Below are 25,048 nucleotides of genomic sequence, written 5' to 3'. Positions count from 1 at the left end.
CGCCGCTGCGCACACCGCCAGCGGCGGTTTTGCGTTCCAAAAACCGGAAAACACCAGCCCGAACGAAGCCCGGACAGAGCCGAACCGGGGCGCCGGGGCCGCAGAACCGGGGGCAGGTCTCAGCTTTTCCGGTATTCCACTCAAAATGCGGCAAAAACCTCGCGGGAAACGGCGGCAAACCCCCTTCAGGGGCCTTCGGAGTAAATGTTTGTTAGAGACTGCCTCCTAAAACAGGTTGGCAATAGACCTGCAACGAAGGCTCTGCAAACATGCCCCGACTTCCCGCTTTTCTCTACCGTCTGCCCGTCCGCATCTATTCGCTGGCCGTGCTTGCGCTTGGATTGACTGCCCTGCTCACGTTCCTGATGCTGAACCAGGCTGTGAACAACGCTTATGAGATGCGCTACAAGGAACTGCACAATGTCACCGATGCGGCGGTCAGCCTGCTGCGGGATCTGGATGAAGGGACCCGCACCGGGCGGTTCACCCCGGAACAGGCCCGCGATATCGGCCGCGAGCGGCTGACCGCGCTGCGCTTTGGCGACTCCGGCTATGTGTTTGTCTTTGACCACGACCTGGTGGTTCAGGCGCATCCCACGGTGCCGGACTGGGTCGGCACCAACCAGGGCGGTTACGAGGATGTGACCGGCATCAAGGTCTTCCAGGAGCTGGAAAAGATCGCGGCTGCCAAAGGGGCGGGGGAGCTGACCTATTACTTCAAGAAGCCCAACTCCGAGGTGATCGAGGCCAAGATCGGCTATGTTCAGGCCTTTGAGCCGTTCGGCTGGATTGTCGGCACCGGCGCCTATGTCTCCGATATCGAGGCGGATGTGGCTGTCATGCGCAACAAGTCGCTGGCGGTTCTCGGAGGCGGTCTGCTGCTGCTTGCTGTGGCGGCCTATTTCATCACCCGCAGCGTGACCGCGCCGCTGAACGGTCTGAAAAGCCGGATGACCAGCCTGGCCGAAGGCGACACCGAAAGCGAAATCCCGTCCGCCGGCGTGCGCAGCGAACTGGGGGAAATCGCCCGGGCCGTGGATGTGTTCCGCGAGGCGCTGATCCGCCAGAAGGACATGGAGCAGGAGCAGCAAGCGCTTGAGGCCACCCGCAGCGGCGTAGTGGAGGCGCTCAGCAGCAAGCTGTCCGACCTGTCGCATGGCGATCTGACCGCTCAGATCACCGAAACCTTCCCGGCCGAATACGAGCAGCTGCGCCGTGACTTCAACAGCACCGCGCAGACCCTCAGCCAGACCGTGGAGCAGGTGATTGCTGCCGCCGACAGCATCCGCAGCGGCGCGGGCGAGATCAGCCAGGCGTCGGATGATCTGTCGCACCGCACCGAGAGCCAGGCTGCGACCCTGGAACAGACCGCGGCGGCGCTGGATGAGCTGACCGCGTCGGTCAAATCCGCCGCCGAGGGCGCCCGCAGCGTCGAGGCGACGATGGAGGAGGCCAAGCGCGAAGCCGAAACCAGCGGTGAGGTGGTGCAAAGCGCGGTGTCGGCAATGACCGAGATCGAGCAGTCCTCCAACCAGATTTCCCAGATCATCGGCGTGATCGACGATATTGCGTTCCAAACCAACCTGCTGGCGCTGAATGCCGGGGTCGAGGCGGCAAGAGCCGGGGAAGCGGGCCGCGGGTTTGCGGTGGTGGCCTCGGAGGTTCGGGCACTGGCACAGCGGTCCTCGGACGCCGCGATGGAGATCAAGACCCTGATCAGCAACAGCTCCGGCCAGGTGGAGCGCGGCGTGGAGCTGGTTGGCAAGGCGGGCGAGGCACTGCAAAGCATCGTGTCGCAGGTCAACCACATCTCGGAGCTGGTGTCCGGCATCGCCGAAGGGGCGGCGGAACAGTCGACCGGTCTGGCCGAAATCAACACCGGTGTCACCCAGCTGGACCAGGTGACCCAGCAGAACGCTGCCATGGTGGAGCAATCCACTGCCGCCGGTCAGCTGCTGAAGGAGGATGCCACCAGGCTGACCGGACTGGTTGCCCACTTCAAGATCCCCGGCACCCGCGCGGCCGCTCCGGCACGGGCCGCGGCTGTCCCGGCCCGGCCTGCCGCGGCGCCCGCGCCGACCGCGCATGGGCCGAGCGACTGGGATATGGAGGCCACGCCGCAGCCCACCGCAATGGCGGAAGGCAATGCCGCCAGGGACCTGTGGCAGGATTTCTGATCCAACCTCATGGCCTGAAATGAAAAACGCCCGGGGGATGACCCCGGGCGATTTCTGTTTGGTACGGTCCTGGCGGATCAGCCGATGATCGCGTTCAGCGTCTGCGAGGGGCGCATCACTTTGGCTTTCAGCTCAGCGCTTGGGTTGTAGTAGCCGCCGATGTCAACGGCGCCGCCCTGGGCCGCGGCCAGTTCGCTGATGATCTGCTCTTCCTTGGCGCCGAGTTCCTCTGCAATGGGGGCGAAATGCGCCGCCAGCTCTGCGTCCTCGGTCTGCGCCGCCAGTGCTTCGGCCCAGTAGCGGGCAAACCAGTAGTGGCTGTCGCGGTTGTCCGGCTCACCCACCTTGCGCGAGGGCGAGCGGTTGTTGTCAAGGATGCCCTGAGTGGCGTCCTCAGCCGCGGCGCCCAGCACGCCGGCCTTCTTGTTGCCCTTGCTGTCGGCGAGGAAGTTCAGCGATTCCCCCAGCGCGCAGAATTCACCCATCGAATCCCAGCGCAGGTGGTTTTCCTCGACCAGCTGCTGCACGTGTTTCGGGGCAGAGCCGCCGGCGCCGGTCTCGAACAGGCCGCCGCCGTTCATCAGCTTGACGATCGACAGCATCTTGGCCGAGGTGCCCAGCTCCAGGATCGGGAACAGGTCGGTCAGATAGTCGCGCAGCACGTTGCCGGTGATGGCGATGCTGTCCTCGCCCTTGGTGATGGTTTCGAGGCTCTGGCGGGTGGCTTCGCGCGGCGCCAGGATCAGGAACTTGTCCGCAACGCCCGCGGCTTCCAGCGCCGGCTGCACGTATTTGATCAGCTCGGCGTCATGGGCGCGGTTTGCGTCCAGCCAGAAGATCGCCTCGGAGCCGGTCAGCCGCTGACGGTCCAGCGCCAGCTGGATCCAGTTCTCGATCGGCGCTTTCTTGACGGTGCAGGAGCGCCAGATGTCGCCCGCTTCAACCTCGTGGCTGTGCAGCGTCTCGCCATTGGCCAGAACCACCCGGATGGTGCCATCGGCAGGCGCCTCGAAGGTGGTGGGGTGGGAGCCGTATTCCTCAGCCTTCTGCGCCATCAGGCCGACGTTGGCGACGGCGCCGGCGGTGGCCGGGTTCAGCGCGCCGTTTTCCTTGAAGAACTTGATGCTCTCGTCATAGACCGGCGCATAGCAGTTGTCGGGGATCACGCAGTTGGTGTCGCCCTTGGTGCCGTTCTCGTCCCAGCCCTTGCCGCCGGCCCGGATCACCGCAGGCATCGAGGCGTCGATAATCACGTCAGACGGCACGTGCAGGTTGGTGATGCCCTTGTCGCTGTCGACCATGTACATGGAGGGGCGCTCGGCGCGCACCGCGTCGATGGCGGCCATGATTTCCGGGTTGCCCTTGACCCGGTTCAAGAGGTCGCCAAGGCCGGAGTTCGGGTCAACGCCCAGGGCCTCCAACTGCGGGCCGAACTGCTCGAACACCGGTGCCAGCCAGGCCTTGACCGCGTGGCCGAAGATGATCGGGTCGGAGACCTTCATCATGGTGGCTTTGAGGTGCAGCGAGAACATGGTGCCGTCTGCCTTGGTGTCCTCGATGGCGTCCTTCAGGAACGCCGACAGCGCCTTGGCGGACATGAAGGTGGCGTCGGCCACGGTGCCCTCTGCCAGCGGCCAGCTGTCCTTCAGCACGGAGACGGAGCCGTCCTTGCCAACAAACTCAATCTTCGCGTCACCCGCCTGCGCGGCGGTGATGGTCGCGGATTTCTCGTTTGCATAGAAGTCGTTGCCCGGCATCGACGTTACTTTGGTCTTGCTGTCCGCGGACCATTCGCCCATCGAATGCGGGTTCTTCTGGGCGAAGTTCTTGACTGCCTTGGCGGCGCGGCGGTCGGAGTTGCCTTCGCGCAGAACCGGGTTCACCGCCGAGCCCTTGATGGCATCATAGCGGGCGCGGATGGACTTTTCTTCTGCGGTCTTCGGCTCTTCCGGGTAGTTCGGGAGGTCATAGCCCTGGCCCTGCAGCTCGGTGACGGCGGCCACCAGCTGCGGCACCGAAGCGGAGATGTTGGGCAGTTTGATCACGTTGGCGTCCGGGGTTTTCACCAGCTCGCCCAGCTCTGCCAGGTCGTCGCTCTGGCGCTGCTCTTCGGTCAGGTTTTCCGGGAAGGCGGCGAGGATGCGGCCCGCCAGCGAAATATCCTTGGTGCCGACAGAGACACCGGCGGCGGCGGCGAACTTGCGGATGATCGGCAGGAAAGATGCCGAGGCCAGTTCGGGCGCTTCGTCTACAATGGTATACAATATGTCCGGGGTTTGATTTTCTGCCATGTTCCACAACCTTTCAGCGATCTCGGAGGCTTTGATGTCTTCAGCGCAGCAGGGCCGCGCCGGTTTGGGTATTCCGGTGCTGCCGAAGCGGGGCCCGGGAAACCGGGCCGGAACCGGCTTTGGCAGCCATAGGTACGGCCCTCATGTAGAACACCCTTGCTGCGGGTGCAATGGTCTGGCGCACCAGCCGCCCGCGCGGATTGCCGCGGCAGAAGGGAGGGGCGCTGCCCCTCTTGGGCCTTGGGCCCAATTCACCCCGGAGTATTTGGGGAAAAATGAAAACGGCGGGAGGCGTTATTCGCGCAGCTCGTCCGGGGCGACGCCCCAAAGCTTTTTCTTGGGCGCCCAGCCGCTGTAGCCGCCGGCCGAGATCTCGCACCAGTTGGTCTCGCATTCGCCAAGGCGGGCAACCACGCCCAGTTCAAAGGCGGCCGTCACCGGCGCGCGGGTGTCGGGGCGGGCGTGGACTGTCAGCATGTCTTCCTCCACCAGCACGGTGCGCACGCCAGAGAGCAGCGCGTAATGCACCCAGCCGCCAGCGCCGTCGCGGTCCTGCACCCGGCGCCAGTGGCCGTACTCAGCCGTGATCTCCAGCGGCATGCCGCGGCGTTTGAACACCCAGTCGATCTTGTGGGTGAGCGACGGCCCGCGGCGCACATTGCCGGTGGCCGCCTTCATCGAGACATAGCGGGGCAGGGGGAGGTTGGTGACAGGCCCGCGGGATTCGGCGGCACAGGCGGCGCCTGCCAGCGCCAGGGATACCGCTGCTGCCGCCAGATGGCGGATGGCCATTGCCGCTTGTCTCACTGCCTGATCGCCTCTTCTTGCCCGGCCAGGCTGGGCCCAGCCTGTTGTTCCGGTCTTCTGCCCGTCTTCTGTTGCCCCCGGCCGCGGCGGTAAAATACCGGCCTGCGGGCGAGGGAATGCGCTTGGGTTCTTGTGCCTTCCCGCGTCCTGCGCCACGATGCCATGGAGGCGTGCGGATTGAAAAGCCCAAGGGAGAGCACAAGTGCCAAGAGACCGACTGAGTGTTGTCGTTACGCGACGGTTGCCGGAACCTGTGGAGACCCGGCTGAGCGAGCTGTTTGATGTGCGCCTGCGTGAGGATGACACGCCGATGACCCGGACCGAGCTGGCCGCGGCGGTGAAGGATGCCGATGTGCTGGTGCCTACTGTCACTGATACCATTGATGCGGGGCTGCTGGGCCAGGCGGGTGACCGGCTGAAACTGATTGCCAATTACGGTGCGGGGGTGGATCACATTGATGTCGCCACCGCCCGCCAGCGCGGCATCCTGGTGTCCAACACGCCCGGCGTGCTGACCGATGACACCGCCGATATGGCGATGGCGCTGGTCATGGCGGTGGTGCGCCGGATGCCCGAAGGGCTGACGGTGATGCAGAAGGGCGACTGGCAGGGCTGGGCGCCGACCGCGTTTCTGGGCGGGCGTATTGCCGGGCGCCGTCTGGGCATCCTGGGGATGGGCCGGATCGGCCAGGCGGTGGCCAAACGCGCCGCGGCCTTTGGCATGCAGATCCATTACCACAACCGCCGCCGCCTGCGCCCCGAGGTGGAGGAGAAGCTGGAGGCCACCTATTGGGACAGCCTCGATCAGATGGTGGCGCGGATGGATGTGATCTCGGTCAACTGCCCGTCGACGCCCTCGACCTTCCATTTGATGAACGCGCGGCGCTTGAAGCTGATGAAGCCCTCGGCGGTGATCGTGAACACCTCGCGCGGCGAGGTGATCGACGAGATGGCGCTGACCCGGATGCTGCGCGCCGGCGAGATCGCGGGCGCGGGCCTTGACGTCTATGAGCACGGCACCGACATCAACCCGCGGCTGCGCGAGCTGCCCAATGTGGTGCTGCTGCCGCATATGGGGTCGGCCACCATCGAGGGGCGGATCGAGATGGGCGAGAAGGTGCTGCTGAACATCAAGACGTTCGAGGACGGCCACCGGCCGCCGGATCAGGTGGTGCCGTCGATGCTGTAAGCGTCCGGGGCAGCTGGCCGGAAATTTAGGGGAGAACTTTCATGAAGTATCTGATTCTGGCCACTGCCGCGCTTGCCGCCGGATCCGCCGCCGCGCAGGAGGCCGCCGATGCGGTCGCACCCGAAGGCGCCACCGCCGGCACGTTCGAGACGATTTCGCCGGAGGTGGCCGCCGCGCTGGAGGCCAAGGCCGCAGGCCGCCCGGTGGAGGCGGAAAACTGGATGGTTGCCGCCGCCAACCCGCATGCGGCGGAGGCCGGCGCCACGGTTCTGCGCGCGGGCGGCACCGCCGCGGATGCGATGGTGGCGGTGCAGACCGTGCTGGGTCTGGTCGAGCCGCAATCCTCGGGCCTTGGCGGCGGCGCGTTTCTGGTCTGGTACGATGCCGCCACTGGCGAGGTGACGACGCTGGACGGGCGCGAGACCGCACCGCTGGCTGCAGTGCCGACGCTGTTCCAGGATGAAGACGGCGAGCCGCTGGAGTTTTTTGACGCGGTTGTCGGCGGCCGCTCTGTCGGCACGCCGGGCACGCCCGCATTGCTGGAGGCGGCGCACCGCCGCTGGGGGCAGGCCAACTGGCCGTCGCTGTTTGAACCGGCGATCCGGCTGGCGGAGGAGGGCTTTGCCGTCTCGCCGCGCCTGGCCGGCCTGGTGGAGCGCGATGCCGAGCGGCTGGCGCGGTTCCCGGCCACCGCCGCCTACTTCCTGCCGGAGGGCGAGCCGGTGCAGGACGGGGCCACGCTGCTGAACCCCGCGTATGCCGCAACCCTGCGGGCGCTGGCACGGGAGGGGGCCGGGGCGTTTTACTCCGGACCGATCGCCGCAGAGATCGTTCACGCCGTCACCACGGCCGAGGGCAACCCGGGGGTGCTGTCGGCCACCGATCTTGCGCTCTACCATGTCAAGGAGCGCCCGGCGGTCTGTGTCGCCTACCGCGATTTCGAGGCCTGCGGCATGGGCCCGCCGTCCTCCGGCGCGCTGACCGTGGGGCAGATCCTGGGGATGCTGAACGCCTATGACCTGGCCGCGCTGGGGGCGGACAGCGCCGAGGCCTGGCGGCTGATCGGCGATGCCTCCCGCCTCGCCTTTGCCGACCGGGGCCGCTACATGGCCGACAGCGATTTTGTGCCGGTGCCCACCCACGGGCTGGTGGCGGCGGATTACCTGGCGTCCCGGGCAGAGCTGCTGCAGGGCGATGATGCGCTGCCGGAAACGGCGCCGGGATCGCCCGAGTTCGACCATGCGGGCCTGGTGCCGGAGCTGGCCGATGACGAGTCGATCGAGCTGCCCTCGACCTCGCATATCTCCATCGTGGACAGCTATGGCAACGTGCTGTCGATGACCACGACGATTGAAAACGCCTTTGGCGCGCGGCTGATGGCGGCGGGCTTCCTGCTGAACAACGAGCTGACGGATTTCTCGTTCCGGACCCATGCCAATGGCGTGCCGATTGCCAACCGGCTGGCGCCCGGCAAGCGGCCGCGCTCTTCGATGGCGCCGGCGATTGTGCTGCGCGAGGGCAAGCCGGTGCTGGCCATCGGCTCCCCCGGCGGCAGCCGCATCATCGGTTATGTGGCAAAATCCATCATCGCCTGGGCCGATTGGGGCCTGAACATCCAGGAGGCGCTGGCGCTGCCGCATCTGGTCAACCGGTTCGGCACCTATGACCTGGAGGCCGGCACCAGCGCTGAGGACCTGTCGGAGGCGCTGACGGAGCTGGGCTTTGAGGTGAACGCCCGCGACCTGACCTCCGGCCTGCATGCGATTGAGATCGGCGAGGGGCTGAAAGGCGCCGCCGACCCGCGCCGCGAGGGGATTGCCCTGGGCGGCTGAGGGTGTTCCGCCCGGCGGCCGCGCCGGGCCTACGGGGTTCTGGGTATTGCTGAACTCCGGCAGCGGCGCGTAGGTTAACAGGTGAATTTTTCTGGGGGAGACCGATCATGGTGCAAGCCACCTCACTGCCGCGCAACGAGGCCGGTATCGAGGCCGCAATCGAAACACTGAAAGAGCGTTTCGGAAGCCGGATGCAGACCGGGCAGGCCATATGCGAACAGCACGGCCACACCACGACCTGGATCGTCAATCAGGCGCCCGACGCGGTGGTATTCCCCACCTCCACCGAAGAGGTTTCGGACATCGTCGCGGTCTGCGCCGAATACGGCGTGCCGGTCATCCCCTTCGGCACCGGCACCTCGCTGGAGGGCCATGTCAACGCGCCCGCCGGCGGCATCTGCATCGACATGATGCGGATGGACAAGATCCTCGCGGTCCATGCCGAGGATCTGGACGTGGTGGTGCAGCCCGGCGTCACCCGCGAGCAGCTCAACACCTACCTGCGCGACCAGGGCCTGTTCTTTCCGATCGATCCCGGCGCCAATGCCTCGCTCGGCGGCATGGCGGCGACGCGGGCCTCCGGCACCAACGCGGTGCGCTATGGCACCATGAAGGACAATGTGCTCAGCCTGGAGGCGGTGATGGCCGACGGCGGCGTGATCCGCACCGCTCAACGGGCCAAGAAATCCTCGGCCGGCTATGACCTCACCCGGCTTCTGGTCGGCAGCGAGGGCACCCTGGGCCTGATCACCGAACTGACGCTGAAGCTGCAGGGCATCCCTGAGGCGGTCCGCTCGGCCCGCTGTTCGTTCCGCACCGTGGACGACGCCTGCCGCGCGGTGATGATGACCATCCAGTACGGCATTCCCGTCGCCCGGATCGAGCTTCTGGATGCGCTCAGCGTGCGCGCCGCCAATGCCTATTCCGGGCTGGACCTGCCGGAAACGCCCCTGCTGCTCTTGGAATTCCACGGCTCTGACGCGGGCGTGGTGGAGCAGTCGGACATGTTTGCCTCCATCGCCGAAGAGTTCGGCGGCTTTGACATTGCCGCCACCTCGACGCCGGAGGAGCGCAACAAGCTGTGGCAGGCGCGCCATGACATGTACTGGGCCAGCCTGCAGCTGCGCCCCGGCGCCAAGGGGATCTCCACCGATGTCTGCGTGCCGATCTCCAAGCTGGCGGAATGCGTCGGCGCTGCGCGGGACAAGGCTGAGGGCATGGGGCTGATGGCGCCGATCGTCGGCCATGTAGGCGACGGCAACTTCCACGCGCTGCTGCTCATCGACATGGACAGCAGTACCGAGCGTCAGAAGGCGGATGAGTTTGTCGGCTGGCTCAACGATCTGGCGATTTCCATGGACGGCACCTGCACCGGCGAACATGGCATCGGCCAGGGCAAGCGCCCCTATCTGCAAAAGGAACTGGGCCCGGCAATCCGCTATATGGCGGCGGTCAAGGCGGCGCTGGATCCGGAGAACATCATGAACCCGGGCAAGATCCTGGAGATCTGAGCCGCAGCCATCCGCCAGCGGCCCGGGCTGGGCCGGCGGCGCGATTTGAGTATTTGGGGAAAGATGAAAACACTGGCCCTGCGCCTTCATCTTTCCAAAAGTACTCACTGCGCAGCGGCAGCGGCGCACGTGCCGCGTTGGGGGTTGCGCCTCCGGCGCACGCCCGTGTCACCGCATCTTAAACCCCGGGTGCCATACTGCCCCCTGATCGCGGTCACTGCCGGGCCTGACACCCCCGGCACCATGGAACAGGGCCCTTTGGCACGGGCACGCAAAAACGACGTTCAGCGTGCGGGAGTTCCCTCCCGTCCCGCCTCCGCCCCCTTGGCGGCGCCGCCATCCTTACCCTTGCGCCCTTCAAGATCAGCACGGGATGATCAGCACAGGATGATCAGAACAGGCAGAACGCAGCAGCCGGCAGGGCAGAAGGGCCCTGGCCGGACTGAAGCGGTTGCTCCGCACTCTCCCCCGAAAAGCCGGAAAGCTGCCGCAATTCTGCGCCAGGTCCTGATCTGGGATGGCAGCAAGGCATTCCTGCGGAACCGGAGAGCGGCATGGCACTGAAGAAAGCAATGGGCATCCTGGTGTTCAGCACCCAGGCGGTCATCGGCTATGACTACCACATCCAGACCTGCGATGCGGGCCTCAGCTGGGGCGATCTCAGCGCCACCGATTACGGCACCATCGTGCAGGAGCGTTTTGCCCGCGCCCGGACCCGGGACACTGCCCTTCTGGCTGCGCAGCAGGGCGGGGAGGTGTCGTCGGTCTGGGGGGAGGCCGCCAGCTATGGCAAGCGCCTGCTTTCAGGCGGCGAACAGGTCGCGGAAGCGCAGGGCGAACACGAGGCGCCGCCGCCCGTCTGCATCCGCCGCGGCAATGTTGCGGACTGCTGACAGGCGCCAGGACAGCCTGATCAAGGACCATCAGGGGGCGCCAGCCCCCTTTTTGCTGCGCGGGAAGGCGCGATTTCCGGCAGTGCTGCGGCCAGAATCCGGTATGCTGTGGCGCGCAAGGTCGGTTTTGGCTGTTTTTGCGTCGGCCTGATTTTGCGCGGATTTCAATGCACAGGCATAACCGTCGCCAAGAATCTCACAAAGCTGGAGAGCGGGAGAATGAAAACCCAAGTCAAAGCACTTGTTGTTGGCGGCGGCGCCGTCGGCACCTCGATTGCCTATCACCTGGCCAAAGCCGGCTGGGAAGACGTCATGCTGATCGAGCGTGACGAGCTGACCTCCGGCTCGACCTGGCACGCAGCGGGCCTGCTGCCGCTGTTCAACATGTCCTATGCGACCACCCACATCCACAAGTACTCGGTCGATTTCTACAAGACCCTGGAAGAGGAAACCGGCCTGAACGCAGGTTTCGCCGTGGTGGGCAACCTGCGCATGGCGCAGACCCAGGAGCGCATGGACGAATACATGCTCTATGCCTCCACCGCAGAGACCTGCGATGTGGACTATGAATGGCTGACCCCGGACCAGATCAAGGAGCGCTGGCCGCTGATCGAGACCGGCGACTTGAAAGGTGCGATCTACCACACCGAAGACGGCTACATTAACCCGGCAGACGTGACCCAGGCGATGGCCAAGGGCGCCCGTCAGCGCGGCGTTGAGATCGTCCGCAAGCTGCAGGCCGATGCCTTCCACTGGACCGGCACCCACTGGGAAGTCACCTGCACCAAGATGGTCGAGAAGGGCGGCAACCTGGTGCCCTCAGACGAGCAGGTGGTGATCACCGCCGAGCACGTCGTGACCGCATCGGGCAACCACGCGCAGCGCACCGCCAAGATGCTGGGCATCAAGATGCCGGCAATCCCGGTCGAGCACACCTTCATCGTCATGGACAAGGACCCCGAGCTGGTCAAATGGCGTGAAGCGGGCAACCCCGAGCACCCCGTTGTGCGCGATGCCGACAACGAATCCTATGCCCGCGAAGAACGCGGCGGCTGGATCCTGGGCATCTACGAGCGCGGCGCCCCGGCTCAGTTCGAACATGGCGTGCCGGACAGCTTCCGCGCCGACCTGTTCCCGCTGGACCTGGACCGGATCGCAGAGCAGTACATGGCGATGGCGGAACGTGTGCCGTCCTGCGCCGAATCCGGCCTCAAGGACGACTTCAACGGCCCGATCTGCTACACCCCCGACGGCAACCCGCTGGTCGGCCCGGCCCCGGGCCTGCGCAACATGTGGCTGGCGGAAGGTTTCTCCTTCGGCATCACTGCCGCAGGCGGCACCGGCTACTACCTCGCGCAGATGATGGTGGACGGCGAGGCCGAGATCGACATGGCGTCGCTCGACCCGAAACGCTACTCCTCCAACTGGATGACCACCGAGTTCGCGGCCCGCAAGAACGAAGAGTGCTATGAGCACGTCTACATCCTGCACCACCCGGACGAAGAGCGCGAAGCCTGCCGTCCGCTGCGCACCGCACCGGCCTATGACCGCCAGAAAGCCCGCGGCGCACAGTTCGGCTGGGTCAACGGCTGGGAACGCCCGAACTACTACGGCCCCGTCGATGCACCGGCAAACTTCGACCACGACGCCCGCTCCTTCCGCCGCGGCGGCTGGTGGCAATATGCCGTGGAAGAGGCGAAAGCCGTGCGTGAAGGCGTTGGCCTGATCGACGCGACCGCCTTTACCAAGCATGTCGTCAAAGGGCCCGGTGCGACCCAGTTCCTGGACTGGTTCACCTGCAACAAGCTGCCGAAGGTCGGCCGCATCAACCTGACCTATGCGCTGACCGCGTTCGGCACCACCCGCACCGAATACACCATCGTCCGCAACGGCGAGAACAACTACTATCTGGTCTCTGCCGGCGCCTGGTCCGAGTATGACGCCGACTTCCTGCGCAAGGCGGCCGAGGACAAGATGGAGGAGTTCGGCTACATCGAGATCCAGGACGTGACCACCCAGTGGGGCGTCTTCGCCATCGCAGGCCCCAAGTCGCGCGATGTGCTGAAAGAGGTGATCGTCGACGCCGATCCGGAAACCGCGCTCTCCAACAAGCGCTTCCCCTGGCTGTCGGCCAAGCAGATCGAACTGGGCATGTGCCCGGTGAACGCGATCCGCGTGGCCTACACCGGCGAGTTGGGCTGGGAGCTGCATCACCCGATCGAGATGCAGAACTACCTGTTCGACCTGCTGGAGAAAGCGGGCGAGAAGCACGGCATGAAACTGGTGGGGGCCCGCGCCCAGAACTGGCTGCGCCAGGAGAAATCCTACCGTGCCTTCGGCAACGAACTGGGCCGCGACGCGACCCCGCTGGAAGCCGACCTGCCGCGCTTTGTCGACCTGGAGAAGGACTTCCACGGCAAGGACAAGCTGGTTGAGACCGGTGTCCGCGTGAAGTGCTGCACCCTGCTGATCGACGGCCCCGCCGATGCCGATCCCTGGGGTCGCGAGGCGCTCTATGCCGAAGACGGCACCCGTGTGGGCCGCCTGACCTCCGGCGGCTACTCGGTGGCTTTCGAGAAATCCATCGGCATGGGCTACGTGAAGCCTGACTACGCGGTGGAAGGCACCAAGCTGCAGGTCAAGATCCAGGACAAGCTGTGGGACGCGGTCGTGACCTGCGACAGCCCCTATGATCCGAAGAACGAGACCATCCGTCAGAACGGGTGATGTCTGACGGAAGAGATGAGGAAGCCCCGGCCAATGTGCCGGGGCTTTTTTGTTTGGGGGCTGGAGCGCGGACTTTGTCTTGAACAGAGCGTTAGAATGCCGTCACCATTCATGCATGGATTATCCCCCCTGGTGTCGGGCGACGCATAGTTTTGCCATTTGCGACAGAACCTTTCCTTTTTCGTGTCTCCAACATCCCCGCTCGCGCCTCCTGTTCCGCCAGTGGCGAAGCCTTCCCTGATTTTCACTTCGGAAGACCTCGTGTCTTCCGGAGGGCAAAGCAGGGCGGGCGCAGCCCGGACTGCGGCCGGGCGGTGATCTGACACCCGCGAAATGATAGGATGCGCCGGAGCGGTGAAATCGGGAGGGCCCGCGCCTGGCGCGGGAGGAACCGGGTTTCTCCGTGGAGGCTGACGCGCAAGCCACATCAGAACCCCTGTTCAGATTTCCGGCCGGATGGCAGGCGGACCAGTCAAACGGAAAATGCCGGGGCAGGGGGAGCGGGCGCAGCCCGTCGAAGCCCTGCCACGACTCCTGGGATATGCAATCCGCGCGCCCCGCGCGGATTTCTACTGTCTCTTACAGAAGGCGCAGTTGCCCCGGCCAGACAGTTAAGTCCTGCTCTCGCAAAAGGGATCGTTACCTTCTGAGGCGGAAACTGGGTAGTTCAAACGACTTGTGGCCGCGGTGGAAAGTGGCTCGGAACGAGACGCGTTCCACCACTCCTGGGTCGCAGGGAGTTTGAGCTGTCCAGGTTCCGAACGGATGCCGATGCAGTCGGTATCCGGATAGAGCCCGATGGTGCGGCTTGGCGCGGCATCGGCCCGCGTTGGAAAACCTCCCAAGGTGGAAGCCGCGGGGCTCTTGGGGCTGTCTGTGGGGAAAGAGCGCTGACGGCGGTGGCTGCGGTTGGAGCCAGCGGCCATGCCGGAAGCATTCCGATGCTGGTTAGGATGCCTTTACCAGGCGCCGCCGGACAATTGCTGCGGCGAAAGCGGCGTTTCGGCGCGGTTCTGAGCTTGCAGGAGAGTACAGGCGTAAAAGGAGACAGCCGGGCCGCTGCGGATGCCCGGTGTTCACAGTACCGGAATGACGGGCGTTTCGTCATGCCGCCTCCTTCCGCGGTGGCGCGCGCGACCGCGGTTTTTGCCCGCGCCGGAAGATCTCGATGATATGCATTGTTCCGCCACAGCACGGGCATGGCTCACGCAGGGTGAGCGGGAGAACCTCGGCGGCTTTTGGCGGTTCTTGAGCCGGGCTCATTGCCCTGAGCAGGGCACGGCACCGGGCGATATTGGCCTTGCGCTGCGCTGAGGCGAGAAAGCCGTAGTGCCGGATGCGATGAAAGCCGTCCATTGCCCGGCAGGCGATTTGGCAGAGCCAAATCCGCCGAGAGGGGGCAGGAAGTGGATCAGGAAGCGGCGGATGAACTCGGGCGTGGCCAAACGCATGACCTTCTGCCTGTCGCCGCGCTTAATCCTGTAATCCTTCCAACGGAATGCCACGGTGCCCGCGTCGGCGCTGATGAGACGGCGGTTCGAGATGGCCACCCTGTGGGTGTACCGGCTGATATAGGCGAGCACGGCTTTCGGGCCTCCGAAGGGCGGTTTGGCGTCGTGTCGAAGACGCGCCTCCGGCACGATGACCACCCATTCGGACTTGCGCAAAGGAGCCAGCCAGTCTGCGAAGGCATCGGCCTGCGCCAGCGGTTCCAGGCCGCTGAAGAAGGCCAGTTCCCCGGCGCGGTGAAGCGCCGTCAGCCCCTCCAGAAACAGCCGCCGGAACAAGCGCGACAGGACCCGCACATGCAGGAAGAACCCAGGCCGGCAGGCAATCCATCTCGCGCCGTCCAGAGACAGGCCGCCACCGGGCACGATCATATGGATGTGGGGGTGATGGGGGCACGCCGGAGGCGTGCTTTCAGCACGACGCCGATCCCCAGGTATGCAGCACGCTGGTCATGCCCACCCGTGCGCCAAGGCGCTTGGGGTCCGCTGCGATGGTCATGACCGTTTGTGCCGGCGCCCGGAACAGCAGACCGTAGACCGCCCGCTTGTTCCAGGAGGCGATCTGGGCGATCTCTGCCGGCAGGGTGAAGACCACGTGGAAATACTCCACGGGCAGCAGATCCTCGGCGCGGGCTTCCATCCAGTCGCGCGCCGCTGGCCCTTGGCACTTCGGGCAGTGCCCCCCTCCCGGCAGATTTGGCTTTGCCAAATCGCCTGCCGGGCACTGGTTTCTTGCAGGAATTGCAGGCGATGTGGCGGTGGCCGCATTCGGCGCACCCGGCCACGTGCCCGCCGAGCGCTTCGGTCCGGCAGGCTTCGATTGCCGACATCACCTTGAGCTGGGCCAGGCTGACATGCCCCGCATTGGCCCGCCGCCACCCGGGACCATGAGCACGGAATATATCAGCTATCTCCAGCCCCCGGGCGGGACACCCCGGTGCCCCGTCACTTCAGGCTTCGCTTGATTGTCTGATCCTGCAACTGCGCCAGCATCTCGTAGGGGCTGACCGTGTCACGGATCGTCTTGGTGGCGACATGGGTGTATTGGGCCGTCGTGCTCAGCTTGGCATGGCCGAGCAGCACCTGGATGACCCGGACATCCGCTGCCCGGCAGGCGCATCCGCAGGATGCTGCCGAGAGGGGGTGTTGGCCTCCAGCAGATGCGTCGCGAAGCTGTGCCGCAGGGTATGCAGCGTGGCGGCCTTCTTGATGCCGGCCATGTTCTTCGCTGACGTGAAGGCGCGGTTCAGCTGCCGCGGCGAGATCGGGTTGATCTTCGGCTTGCCCGGGAACAGCCAGCCCTCCGGCCGCGCTTCGCGCCAGTAGTCGCGCAGCAAGCTCAGAAGCCCGGGTGACAGCATCACCTTCCGGTCCTTCCGCCCTTTGCCCTGTTCGACATGGATCAGCATCCGGTCGCTGTCGATATCGCCGATCTTGAGGTTGCATACCTCGGCGGCCCGCAGCCCCGCGCCGTAGGAAATGCTGAGCGCGGCCCGGTATTTGAGCCCGGGCCCCGGTGCCGCCATCAGGATGTCCGATACCTCTTCCACGCTGAAGACTACAGGCAACTTCCTGGGCTGGGTGCGGAACTGCATGTAGCGTTTCATCTCCTCGCGCCCGCAGGTCATGCCGAAGAAGAACCTGAGCGCTACGATCCGGGTATTGAAAGTCGCCGGCGTTACCCCTGTATCCGTCATGTGCAGTTGATAGGCGCGGAGATCCTCCGGTGTGGCGGTATCCGGCGGGTGCCCGAGGAAAATGGCAAAATCCTTGACCGCCCGGATATGCGCTTTCTGCGCCTTGTCGCCCATCCCGCGGATGCGCATGTCCTCGATCATCCGCTCTCGAAGCGGGGCCGATCTCTCCCCTGTCATGGGAACATCCTGTCTTTCGATTGAGAAGGCCTCAATCGTCAGGCAGAAATGCCGTTCCCCAAATGCACCACTGTCAGATCATCGCTGAACACCAGCCACCCGCGCCAATGCCGCGGAGCGGCTTCGTCCTTCGGCCGTTCGTCAATCTTTGCAAAGTCAGTATTCTGCAGCTTACACTAAATCGCTCCGCGATAGGGGCTTTGCGTGGCAGGCGTAGGGCTGAAGCGGTATTTGTTTCGCGGTTTAGGAGGTCGGGTGTGTGCTGTTGGCCGAGGTGATTTTGCCTCGGTTGATAGAGGGTTTTCCCATGACCAATCAGCACCCTGCACCGGCGACACCCCTTCGGGCGCGCATGATTGCGGATATGTCCGCACGCAATCTGGGACCTGCGTCGCAGACCAGCCACCTGCGGGCCTGCAAGCGGTTTGCCTCTTGGCTCGGGCGATCTCCGGAGACAGCTTCACCGGATGACGTGAAGCATTTCCAGCTGCATCTGATCGAGAGCGGGACGAGCATCTGCACCCGCAACCAGACCATGACCGGGCTGAAGTTCCTGTTCCGGATCACCCTGCGCCGGCATGACCTGGCGGCCGAAGTGTTCCACCTCAAAAAGCCCGTGAAGGTTCCCCTCGTGCTGAGCCGCAACGAGGTCAGGCGCATTCTCGCCATGGCCCCCGGCCTGAAAGCGCGTGTTATGCTGTCACTCGCCTATGGATGCGGCCTGCGGGCAAGCGAGGTCGTCCGGCTGAAGGTCGGCGACATCGACGGGGAACAGAACATTATCCGCATTGTGCAGTCGAAGGGACGCAAGGACCGCAACGTGATGCTGCCCGTTGATATTCTGAGCCTGTTGCGGGTCTGGTGGACCGAACGCCCGACCGTCAACGACAGGGGGGTGTCCGGGCCTGATCGCGCGCTCTTTCCCGGCTATTGCGGGCGGCATCTTTCGGCCAGACAGATCTCGCGGCTGTTCAAGCAGGCAGTGCTGGCCGCCGGGATCACCAAGCCGGTCACTCTGCACACCTTGCGTCACAGCTTCGCGACGCACCTGCTGGAACGCGGCGTGGATATCCGGATCATTCAGGCGCTGCTCGGGCATGCCAAACTCACCACGACGGCGCACTATGCCAGCGTTGCCACCGGCATGATCTCGGCGGTGGAGAGCCCGCTGGACGGCCTGACCGCGGCGAAGCGCAGGAAAGGCGCCTCATAGACTGCGTTGTCCCGGCCGAAGCTGGAGGTTGCGGATATCTTCCGGGTCCATGGTTCTGCCTGGCGGGCGGCCAATGCGGGCCATATCAGCCTCGACCAGTTGAAGGTGATGAACGCCATCAGGCGCTGCCGCACGGCAGCGCTCGGCGGCCATGCCGCGCGGTGTGAAGACTGCGGGCATGAACACATTGCCTACAACTCTTGCCGCAATCGCCCCTCTCATCGATTGCCTTGCAATCGACTGCCGGGCAAGGATTGCCCCAAGTGTCAGGCGGGTGCGGCCAAGGCCTGGCTGGCGGCGCGCGAGGCGGAACTGCTGCCCGTACGGTATTTCCACCTGGTCTTCACGCTGCCAAAACCGGTCGCCGACATCGCCCGCCATAACAAACGAGAGATCTACAAACTGCTGATGCGGGCGAGCGCGGACACGGTGATCCGGATCGCCGCCGATCCCAAGCAACTTGGCGCCCGGGCCGGTATCACATCCGTCCTGCACACCTGGGGTTCGGCGATGACGCACCACCCGCATGTCCACATGATCGTGCCCGGCGGCGGCCTGTCTGCGGACGGTGCGCGGTGGATCGCCTGCCGCAGGAACTTCTTCCTCTCCGTCCGGGTGCTGTCCCGCCTCTACCGGCGCCTCATCCTGGACGGGCTGGCCGGGCTGCACAAAGCCGGGAAGCTGCACTTCTTCGGCGGTCATGCCGGGCTTGCGGATCGCGCGGCCTTTGGCGCGTTTCTGCAACCGCTGCGCAAGATCGATTGGGTCGTTTATGCCAAGGAGCCGTTCGCCGGACCCAAGGCCGTGCTGGCATACCTGTCGCGCTACACCCACCGTGTTGCAATCTCCAACAGCCGCCTGATCCGCATGGACAGCCGGAGCGTCACCTTCCGCGTCAAGGATTACCGCGTCAACGGTCCGGGGCGGCATACCATCATGACCCTCAAGACCGGCGAGTTCATCCGCCGCTTCCTGATCCATGTACTGCCCAAGGGACAGCATCGCATCCGCCACTACGGCTTCTTCGGGAATGGCAACCGTGCCGCCAATACCGCCAGGATCAGGGAAGTGCTTGGGGTCGAAACATCTGATCAGGGTTACCCGCACGACGGCACAGCCGATGACGCTGATGCACTTGCCCGCGTCCTCGCGCTGCCATGCCCCTGCTGCGGCGGGCACCTGATCATCGCCGAAACCATCGCGCCAGAACGATGCCCCAGGGCGCCGCCAGGAACAGGGAGGGCCGCCGCATGACATGCACGCCAAAGACCGGAAGTCCAATCGCCGCTGCTCGCGATACCGCTTGCGGCCAATCCGGCATGCGTGCAACCCGGATAGTAGTGGTGCGAAGGTTGCCGAGCACCGCGAGACGCGGCGCATGCCCCTCAAAGCTCACAAAATCCGTGCCGAAGCTGCCTGCAACGAGCGCAGTTGGCCCAACCTGCAGGAAAAAAACCAAGGCCATCAACCGCTTCAAATCCCCATAGAGCCAGCTGGTCTACCCAATTCGAACACCGCGATTTCCCGCTTGCGCGCTTCTACGACGCCAGGCAATACCGCGCATCATTCAAACGTCGCGCGTGGCGTCCGAGAAACCTGCAGCGAAGCTGACCATGGCGGCTGACCAGGCTGCACCTGCGGCGAATGACTGCTCCGTCCCGCAACCCGTGAATTCGAGGTTTCAAATTTGCCGCGGCTTGCCGGAATGGCTGCATTCTCCTCTGCCATGCAGAGAAAGAAATTCGGCAGTGCAGCGGATCCGCGCGCTGCGAGCGCGCGCAGCATGAAAACCAGATTCACAGTATGGGCTCAAAGCCCGATTTCGCCGCGCGCGGCATGAATGTCTGCTTCAGCCGAAGGAAAATCTATGAGTCGCTAAAGGTAAGTTTGCTGCGTCGGCCGAAAATATTTCCCTTTAAAATCAATTAACCAAGTTCCCTAAAAGGAAAAACTATGTGTCGCCCTACACCTGGCTCCCGCGGCCCGTCAACACGCATAGGGGCAGGCTGCTGGCCATCGCCCGCTGCATTCACCAGTTGCACTACCGGGAAGTGCGTCATCTGGAAAAAGGCCGCGTGAGGGTCTTCGACAATTTGTGTGTTGGGCCGCTGCAATTGGCTGCCGAGGTGCTGCACCGCTCGGGGTTCACTGAGTATTCGGACGAAATTCAGAGACTCAGCTCATTCGTCTGCGATCCAGCGGATTTTGAGACCGTCGCAAACGCCAGAGCAGCGCAGGACCTCGACGCGGACCTAGTAAGGACGGCGGTTATCCGTCTCAGTGAAGAAGGGTTTGGAGCAACGGAAGAAATAGACTGGCTTGCCGGAAAGCCCCGTGCGGAAGGCTGAGCCGGAACCTTTCTGGACATCCACTCATACTGTTCCTCTAACCGGGCGCCCGCCCGGCGGCTTCGCCTTGGTTACGGGCGAAATTAAGGTGTGCGCCTGCAGCCGCTGTTGACGCCGCTTGCCCGCCGCTTCACTGTCCCGGGTCCAAGACACCAAACTGGGGCATGCAGACGAATGAGCGACGACTGGAACGATTACGCCGACGGCTGGGACGGCAACAGCGATGTCCGGACCTATGCCGCCCGCGCCTTTGCCGCGCTGGACGCCTATGCCGGCATCACCGGCGGCGGCTGGCAGGACAAGCGGGTGCTTGATTTCGGCTGCGGAACCGGGCTGTTGAGTGAAAAACTGGCGCCGCATGTGCGGGACGTGGCGGCCGTGGATACCTCGGACCGGATGATCGCGGTGCTGCAGGAGAAGGCGCTGCCCAACGTGCGGGCGCTGCATTTGGATATTCTGGACAGCAGCGGACAGGGGGCCGGGGAGGACCTGAGCGGCTTTGACCTGATCTGCGCCTCCTCCGTTTGCGGGTTCCTGCCGGACTACAAAAGCGCCGTGGCGGCGCTGGCGGGGCGGCTGAACAGCGGCGGACTGTTAGTGCAGTGGGATTGGCTGGCGTCGGAGCAGGGCGGCTCCGGGCTGACGGAGCAGCAGGTGAGAGACGCGCTGCGGGATGCGGGCTTTGAATCCATCCGGGTTGAGCACGCCTTCACGATGGACGCCGGCGGCCAGGCGATGCCGATTTTGATGGGCTCGGGTGTCCGCGCCGCGGAATGAACCGCCGCGGAATGAACCTCTGCCCCTTGCAGCAGGCGGCGGTCAGGGCGCCCGAAGATCTCCCGCCCGTCCCCGTTCGGATGTGAAATCCGAAGGGCCTGCCTGGCCCGTGGCGGCGGGCGCAGCCCGGCGCAAAACCTGATTTCGGGCTTCAGTCTTCTGCCGTTTCCGCCAGCTCCAAATGGCCCCAGCCGCGCGACAGCACCTTGCGCAGGATCGGCTCGAAGAACTCCAAGGGTTTGGCCGGATACGCCGGGTCAAAGGCGCATTGGTCGTATTTCTCGCAGAAGTACCGGCAGTCCTCCCAATAGGGGCTGTCGCGGTACTTGTCGCGGGCGTTGCGGTCGCCGCCGAAATGGTGGTTGTAGTAGAAGCCCTGGAACACGCAGTGATGCTTCAGGATCCAGTAGGTCTTTTCGCTGACATAAGGCTTCATCATCGCCGCCGACAGCTCTCCGTGATTGTAGGGCGACAGGATATCGCCGGTGTCATGCACCAGCGCGGCCACGATGATCTCATCCTCGGCGCCATCCTCCCAGGCGCGGGTCGCGGCCTGCAGGCTGTGCTGGTAGCGGTTCACCGGGTAGGGGGTCCAGTCCTCGTCCAGCGAGCGGATCGCGGCGAGGATCCGGTCAGGCAAGGCGGCGTTGTAGGCCTCCTCGTATTTCTCCACTGCCGCCCAGTCCTGGGGCGTGGCTTCGGTGAAACTGGTCCAGGTCGGCTTGTGGCTTTTGTCCAGCATTGGCGCGGTCCTTTGGTTGATCTGCTGGCAGCCTAGCCGGTCCCGATTGAGCAGGAAAACGAATTGATTTGCTCAGTCTGATTGGAAATATTGATCACCATGCAGATCAATTCTTTTGAGACCTTTCTGGCGATTGAGGCCACCGGCAGCTTTCACGGTGCGGCGCGGGTGCTGAATATCACCCAGACCGCCGTCAGCGCCCGGATCAAGGCGCTGGAGGAGGCGCTGGGCACGCCGCTGTTCGACCGCGGGCCGGGCGGCACAAGGCTGAGCGAGGCGGGGCGGCAGTTCCAGCCCTATGCGGAGCAGATGATGCGAACGTGGGAGTTCGTCTCCGGCGATCTGAAGGCGAGCCTGGCGGGGCGGGTGCCGCTGCGGCTGGGGGCGCAGCTGTCGGTCTGGGATCCCGTGCTGGTGGATGTGGCGGTCTGGCTGGAGGCGGAGCAGGGCACGGTGCCGTTCACGCTGAACTACGACCACGCGATGAACATGGGCGAGGCGGTGGCGCGGCGGCTGCTGGATCTGGCGATCGTCAACGAGGTGCCCGCGGGCACCGGCCTGGCGGTGGAGGAGCTGCCGCCGGAACGGCTGGTGCTGGTGGCGGACCGGCCCCTGAGGCTGGGGGGGGGGGCGCTGCCCCTGTTCATCAACCTGGAATTCGGCAGCGAATACGACGCCCATCTGCGCGAGGTTCTGCCCCGCCGCAGCCGCCAGCACATCGTGCTGGGCAACGCGCTGATGGGGCTGCGCTATCTGCAAAAGCGCGGCGGCATGGGGTATTTCCCGGCCTATATGGCGGCGGAGGCGCTGGCGGCGGGGACGCTGCACGCGGTTGAGGGCGCGCCGGAGATCAGCCTCAGCTGCCGCGCGCTCTATTTGCCGGACAACCCGGCGCTGGAGCATATCCGCCAGGTGGTGCGGGGCCTGCAAGAGATACGCGGCAGTGCTTAGGGAAGAAAACTGCGGCGCGGAATTTTCCACGGAAAGCACGTGTCTTTCGGGATGAATTCCGCGCCGGAATTCAGCGTGTCAGCTGATCGAAACACTCTATCGCCTTGGCCGCATACATCATCGCAGGGCCGCCGCCCATCTGGATCGACATCGCCAGCACATCGCCCACTTCGGCACGGCTGGCGCCTGCCTTGACCAGCGCCTCCACATGCAGGCCGATGCAATCCTCGCAGCGCAGCGCCACCGCTATGCCCAGGGCCACGAATTCCTTCTGCTTGAACTCCAGCACGCCGCCCTGTTTCACCGCCTTGCCAAGCGCGCCGAACGCCTGGGCGGTTTCCGGGATCGCCCCGTTCAGATTGCGCAGGCCCTTGCGGGTGCCGTCCAGTTTCTCGTGCCAGTCCATCTGCTGTTCCCTCGATAATACATTCCGATTATTGAAGGTGTATGGGCGGCACTTCTGCGCGGCTTTGATCCAGGTCAGATGGCCGGTTTTTCCGCCACCAGGGCGAGGTTGTTGGCAGGCATCTCCACCGCCTGCAGCAGCTCCAGCCCGGCGCCGTGCAGCCAGTCAATCACGTCGAAATCGTCCTTGTAGCCCATCTCCGGGTCATGAGCGCTGAGCGCTGCGTGGAAGGCCCGGTCGCCGTCGCTGGTCAGCTCACCGCCGCGCAGGAAGGGGCCGTAGATCACAAGCCTCCCGCCGGGGGCGAGGGCGGCGGCGGCCTCGCGGATCAGGGTGCGGGCCTCGCCTTCGCTGATCAGGTGCAAGAGGTTCACCAGAACGATCAGGTCCTGGCCGGGATGCGCTGCGCCCCAGCCGGGCGCGGTTGCGTCGAGCTGAACCGGCGGGAGGATGTTCTTGAGGCCGCTCTCTTCGGCATAGGTCCGGATGCTTGCCAGGCGGACGTCCTCCACCTCGCTTGGCTGCCACATCAGGCCGGGGAGGCGGGCGGCATAGGCCGCAGCGTGCTGGCCGGTGCCGCTGGCCAGTTCCAGCGCGCGGCCCTCGGCGGGGGCCACCTCTGCCAGCAGATCGCACAGCACACCGCTGTTGCGGGCGGCGGCGGGGGCAAATAGCTTGCCATCGTCCGGTGCCGCCACCGAAGCCGAGCCGGGAACCGGGCGCACCGGCATCAGCGCAGCCGGGCGGGCGACAGCGCCGCCACCGTATCCGCATCCAGCACGGGCTGGCGGCCTGCCGCAAGGTCGGCAATCAGCTGCGAGGCTGCCGGCGCGGTCATGATGCCGTAACCGCCCTGACCGGCGCACCAGATGAAATCCGGCTGGTCCGGGTCCGGCCCCAGCACCAGGGTGCCGTCGCGGACAAAGCTGCGCAGGCCGGCAAAATTGCTTTCGACCCGAGTGACCGGCTCTGTCACCATCTCCTCATAGCGCGCCAGCCCCTCGGCCAGCACCATGTCGTCGGCAAAGGCGTCATGCGGCTCCACCGGGTCGGCGTCGGCGGGGGAGACCAGGAGCTTGCCCGCATCGGGCTTGGCGTACCAGGTTTCGCCGACGCCCAGCAGCATCGGCCAGCCGCTGACATCAAGGCCGCCTGGCGCCGGCAGCCGTGCCATCGAGCGGCGCTTGGGCTGCAGGCCGATCGCCGCCACCCCGGCCAGCACCGCGACCTGATCGGCCCAGGCCCCCGCCGCATTGACCAGAGTGCGGCCCTGATAAGTCCGGCCGCCGGCGGCGACCTCCCAGCCGCTGGCGGTCCGGGTGATGGCGCTCACCGGCGCCTTAGCCGCAATCTGCCCGCCCGCGGCGCGCAGGGCCTTGGCGAAACCCTGCAGCATCCGGTCGGTGTCGATATCCTCCGCCGCGCCGCTGATGGCGGCAAAGCCCACGGTGTCCGGGTTCAAAATGGGCACCATGGCGCGGGCCTCGTCCAGCTCCAGCGTGGCCATGCGCAGCGCATCCACGTCACGGGCAAACCCGTCCGCATCCCCCTTGGCCCCCACCAGCATCAGCCCGCGCGGCGACAGGTAGCCGCCGTCGCGCAAATAGGCGGCGCTGGCGCGGTTCAGGGCGACGGTGGCGCCGTGGCCGTAATTCTCCTCGAACAGCGCGGCGGAGCGGCCGGAGGAATGGTAGCCAAGCGCGTCCTCCATCTCCAGGAGGGTGACGCTGCCGAGGTCCGCAAGCCGCGCGGCGGCGCTGGTGCCCGCCATGCCGCCGCCGATGACGATGAAATCCTGCATG

The 25,048-nt window shown here is 65.2% G+C and carries 17 protein-coding genes and 2 pseudogenes; 11 read left to right on the top strand and 8 right to left on the bottom strand.

Features of this window, described 5'->3' with window-relative positions; all coding sequences use genetic code 11:
* Positions 1 to 269 precede the first annotated feature (269 nt).
* Positions 270 to 2,177, top strand: a complete 1,908-nt coding sequence (locus PHA8399_RS10785; RefSeq protein WP_058286142.1) for a methyl-accepting chemotaxis protein — start codon at positions 270 to 272, stop codon at positions 2,175 to 2,177.
* Between the two features lie 77 nt (positions 2,178 to 2,254).
* Here PHA8399_RS10785 and PHA8399_RS10780 read toward each other — a convergent pair whose 3' ends face one another.
* On the bottom strand, positions 2,255 to 4,468 hold the full coding sequence (locus PHA8399_RS10780; RefSeq protein WP_058286141.1) for an NADP-dependent isocitrate dehydrogenase: 2,214 nt from the start codon (positions 4,466 to 4,468) through the stop codon (positions 2,255 to 2,257).
* 294 nt (positions 4,469 to 4,762) lie between these two features.
* Entirely contained in the window at positions 4,763 to 5,260 is a 498-nt protein-coding gene (locus PHA8399_RS10775) for an SH3 domain-containing protein (protein ID WP_058286140.1), read from the bottom strand.
* A gap of 217 nt (positions 5,261 to 5,477) precedes the next feature.
* Between PHA8399_RS10775 and PHA8399_RS10770 the strand changes: the two genes are divergently transcribed.
* The 5 genes from PHA8399_RS10770 to PHA8399_RS10750 all read left to right on the top strand — a co-directional run bounded on the left by PHA8399_RS10770 (position 5,478) and on the right by PHA8399_RS10750 (position 13,427).
* Positions 5,478 to 6,464 (top strand): 2-hydroxyacid dehydrogenase, encoded by a 987-nt coding sequence (locus tag PHA8399_RS10770; RefSeq protein WP_058286139.1) that lies wholly within the window; start codon positions 5,478 to 5,480, stop codon positions 6,462 to 6,464.
* 41 nt (positions 6,465 to 6,505) lie between these two features.
* Positions 6,506 to 8,296 (top strand): gamma-glutamyltransferase, encoded by a 1,791-nt coding sequence (ggt, locus tag PHA8399_RS10765; RefSeq protein ID WP_058286138.1) that lies wholly within the window; start codon positions 6,506 to 6,508, stop codon positions 8,294 to 8,296.
* A gap of 107 nt (positions 8,297 to 8,403) precedes the next feature.
* The gene (locus PHA8399_RS10760) at positions 8,404 to 9,807 is read left to right on the top strand and encodes an FAD-binding oxidoreductase (RefSeq protein ID WP_058286137.1); all 1,404 of its coding nucleotides are present in this window, start codon (positions 8,404 to 8,406) and stop codon (positions 9,805 to 9,807) included.
* A 554-nt stretch (positions 9,808 to 10,361) separates the two neighbouring features.
* Positions 10,362 to 10,700, top strand: a complete 339-nt coding sequence (locus PHA8399_RS10755; protein ID WP_058286136.1) for a hypothetical protein — start codon at positions 10,362 to 10,364, stop codon at positions 10,698 to 10,700.
* Between the two features lie 219 nt (positions 10,701 to 10,919).
* Complete coding sequence (locus PHA8399_RS10750) at positions 10,920 to 13,427, top strand: GcvT family protein (RefSeq protein ID WP_058286135.1); 2,508 nt, start codon at positions 10,920 to 10,922, stop codon at positions 13,425 to 13,427.
* Between the two features lie 1,104 nt (positions 13,428 to 14,531).
* Here the strand turns inward: PHA8399_RS10750 and PHA8399_RS22880 are convergent.
* Together PHA8399_RS22880 and PHA8399_RS10740 are read right to left on the bottom strand one after the other, a co-directional pair.
* A pseudogene (locus PHA8399_RS22880) lies at positions 14,532 to 15,852 on the bottom strand (IS91 family transposase).
* Between the two features lie 28 nt (positions 15,853 to 15,880).
* Positions 15,881 to 16,809, bottom strand: a pseudogene (locus tag PHA8399_RS10740) (tyrosine-type recombinase/integrase).
* A 307-nt stretch (positions 16,810 to 17,116) separates the two neighbouring features.
* Here PHA8399_RS10740 and PHA8399_RS10735 point away from each other — a divergent pair.
* The 4 genes from PHA8399_RS10735 (at position 17,117) to PHA8399_RS10720 (ending at position 21,147) form a co-directional block, all read left to right on the top strand.
* On the top strand, positions 17,117 to 18,022 hold the full coding sequence (locus PHA8399_RS10735) for a tyrosine-type recombinase/integrase (protein ID WP_058286134.1): 906 nt from the start codon (positions 17,117 to 17,119) through the stop codon (positions 18,020 to 18,022).
* A gap of 6 nt (positions 18,023 to 18,028) precedes the next feature.
* The gene (locus tag PHA8399_RS10730) at positions 18,029 to 19,276 is read left to right on the top strand and encodes an IS91 family transposase (RefSeq protein ID WP_058286133.1); all 1,248 of its coding nucleotides are present in this window, start codon (positions 18,029 to 18,031) and stop codon (positions 19,274 to 19,276) included.
* 701 nt (positions 19,277 to 19,977) lie between these two features.
* Complete coding sequence (locus PHA8399_RS10725; protein ID WP_058286132.1) at positions 19,978 to 20,370, top strand: hypothetical protein; 393 nt, start codon at positions 19,978 to 19,980, stop codon at positions 20,368 to 20,370.
* A 174-nt stretch (positions 20,371 to 20,544) separates the two neighbouring features.
* Entirely contained in the window at positions 20,545 to 21,147 is a 603-nt protein-coding gene (locus PHA8399_RS10720) for a class I SAM-dependent DNA methyltransferase (protein ID WP_058286131.1), read from the top strand.
* Between the two features lie 151 nt (positions 21,148 to 21,298).
* Here PHA8399_RS10720 and PHA8399_RS10715 read toward each other — a convergent pair whose 3' ends face one another.
* Positions 21,299 to 21,889, bottom strand: a complete 591-nt coding sequence (locus PHA8399_RS10715; RefSeq protein WP_058286130.1) for an HD domain-containing protein — start codon at positions 21,887 to 21,889, stop codon at positions 21,299 to 21,301.
* Positions 21,890 to 21,988: 99 nt separating this feature from the next.
* Between PHA8399_RS10715 and PHA8399_RS10710 the strand changes: the two genes are divergently transcribed.
* Complete coding sequence (locus PHA8399_RS10710) at positions 21,989 to 22,840, top strand: LysR family transcriptional regulator (RefSeq protein ID WP_244270194.1); 852 nt, start codon at positions 21,989 to 21,991, stop codon at positions 22,838 to 22,840.
* A gap of 70 nt (positions 22,841 to 22,910) precedes the next feature.
* On the opposite strand, the gene PHA8399_RS10705 is transcribed toward PHA8399_RS10710, so the two are convergent.
* The 3 genes from PHA8399_RS10705 to PHA8399_RS10695 all read right to left on the bottom strand — a co-directional run bounded on the left by PHA8399_RS10705 (position 22,911) and on the right by PHA8399_RS10695 (position 25,047).
* Positions 22,911 to 23,246: a carboxymuconolactone decarboxylase family protein gene (locus PHA8399_RS10705; protein ID WP_058286128.1), complete on the bottom strand. Its 336-nt coding sequence runs from the start codon at positions 23,244 to 23,246 to the stop codon at positions 22,911 to 22,913.
* Between the two features lie 74 nt (positions 23,247 to 23,320).
* Positions 23,321 to 23,977: a DUF938 domain-containing protein gene (locus PHA8399_RS10700; RefSeq protein ID WP_058286127.1), complete on the bottom strand. Its 657-nt coding sequence runs from the start codon at positions 23,975 to 23,977 to the stop codon at positions 23,321 to 23,323.
* A complete protein-coding gene (locus PHA8399_RS10695) occupies positions 23,977 to 25,047 on the bottom strand; it encodes an NAD(P)/FAD-dependent oxidoreductase (RefSeq protein ID WP_058286126.1) in 1,071 nt (356 codons plus the stop codon). The genes PHA8399_RS10700 and PHA8399_RS10695 overlap by 1 nt, the downstream gene beginning before the upstream one ends.
* Position 25,048: the final 1 nt, after the last annotated feature.

The sequence above is a fragment of the Leisingera aquaemixtae genome, assembly GCF_001458395.1.
GTDB classification, from domain to species: Bacteria; Pseudomonadota; Alphaproteobacteria; order Rhodobacterales; family Rhodobacteraceae; genus Leisingera; species Leisingera aquaemixtae.
This window is presented reverse-complemented; position numbering and strand designations above follow the sequence as displayed.

Excerpts from the sequence above, each read along its gene's own strand:
- PHA8399_RS10785 (WP_058286142.1), top strand. The coding sequence starts at position 270 with ATGCCCCGACTTCCCGCTTTTCTCTACCGTCTGCCCGTCCGCATCTAT.
- PHA8399_RS10780 (WP_058286141.1), bottom strand. The coding sequence starts at position 4,468 with ATGGCAGAAAATCAAACCCCGGACATATTGTATACCATTGTAGACGAA.
- PHA8399_RS10775 (WP_058286140.1), bottom strand. The coding sequence starts at position 5,260 with ATGGCCATCCGCCATCTGGCGGCAGCAGCGGTATCCCTGGCGCTGGCA.
- ggt (WP_058286138.1), top strand. The coding sequence starts at position 6,506 with ATGAAGTATCTGATTCTGGCCACTGCCGCGCTTGCCGCCGGATCCGCC.
- PHA8399_RS10760 (WP_058286137.1), top strand. The coding sequence starts at position 8,404 with ATGGTGCAAGCCACCTCACTGCCGCGCAACGAGGCCGGTATCGAGGCC.
- PHA8399_RS10755 (WP_058286136.1), top strand. The coding sequence starts at position 10,362 with ATGGCACTGAAGAAAGCAATGGGCATCCTGGTGTTCAGCACCCAGGCG.
- PHA8399_RS10750 (WP_058286135.1), top strand. The coding sequence starts at position 10,920 with ATGAAAACCCAAGTCAAAGCACTTGTTGTTGGCGGCGGCGCCGTCGGC.
- PHA8399_RS10735 (WP_058286134.1), top strand. The coding sequence starts at position 17,117 with ATGACCAATCAGCACCCTGCACCGGCGACACCCCTTCGGGCGCGCATG.
- PHA8399_RS10720 (WP_058286131.1), top strand. The coding sequence starts at position 20,545 with ATGAGCGACGACTGGAACGATTACGCCGACGGCTGGGACGGCAACAGC.
- PHA8399_RS10715 (WP_058286130.1), bottom strand. The coding sequence starts at position 21,889 with ATGCTGGACAAAAGCCACAAGCCGACCTGGACCAGTTTCACCGAAGCC.
- PHA8399_RS10710 (WP_244270194.1), top strand. The coding sequence starts at position 21,989 with ATGCAGATCAATTCTTTTGAGACCTTTCTGGCGATTGAGGCCACCGGC.
- PHA8399_RS10705 (WP_058286128.1), bottom strand. The coding sequence starts at position 23,246 with ATGGACTGGCACGAGAAACTGGACGGCACCCGCAAGGGCCTGCGCAAT.
- PHA8399_RS10700 (WP_058286127.1), bottom strand. The coding sequence starts at position 23,977 with ATGCCGGTGCGCCCGGTTCCCGGCTCGGCTTCGGTGGCGGCACCGGAC.
- PHA8399_RS10695 (WP_058286126.1), bottom strand. The coding sequence starts at position 25,047 with ATGCAGGATTTCATCGTCATCGGCGGCGGCATGGCGGGCACCAGCGCC.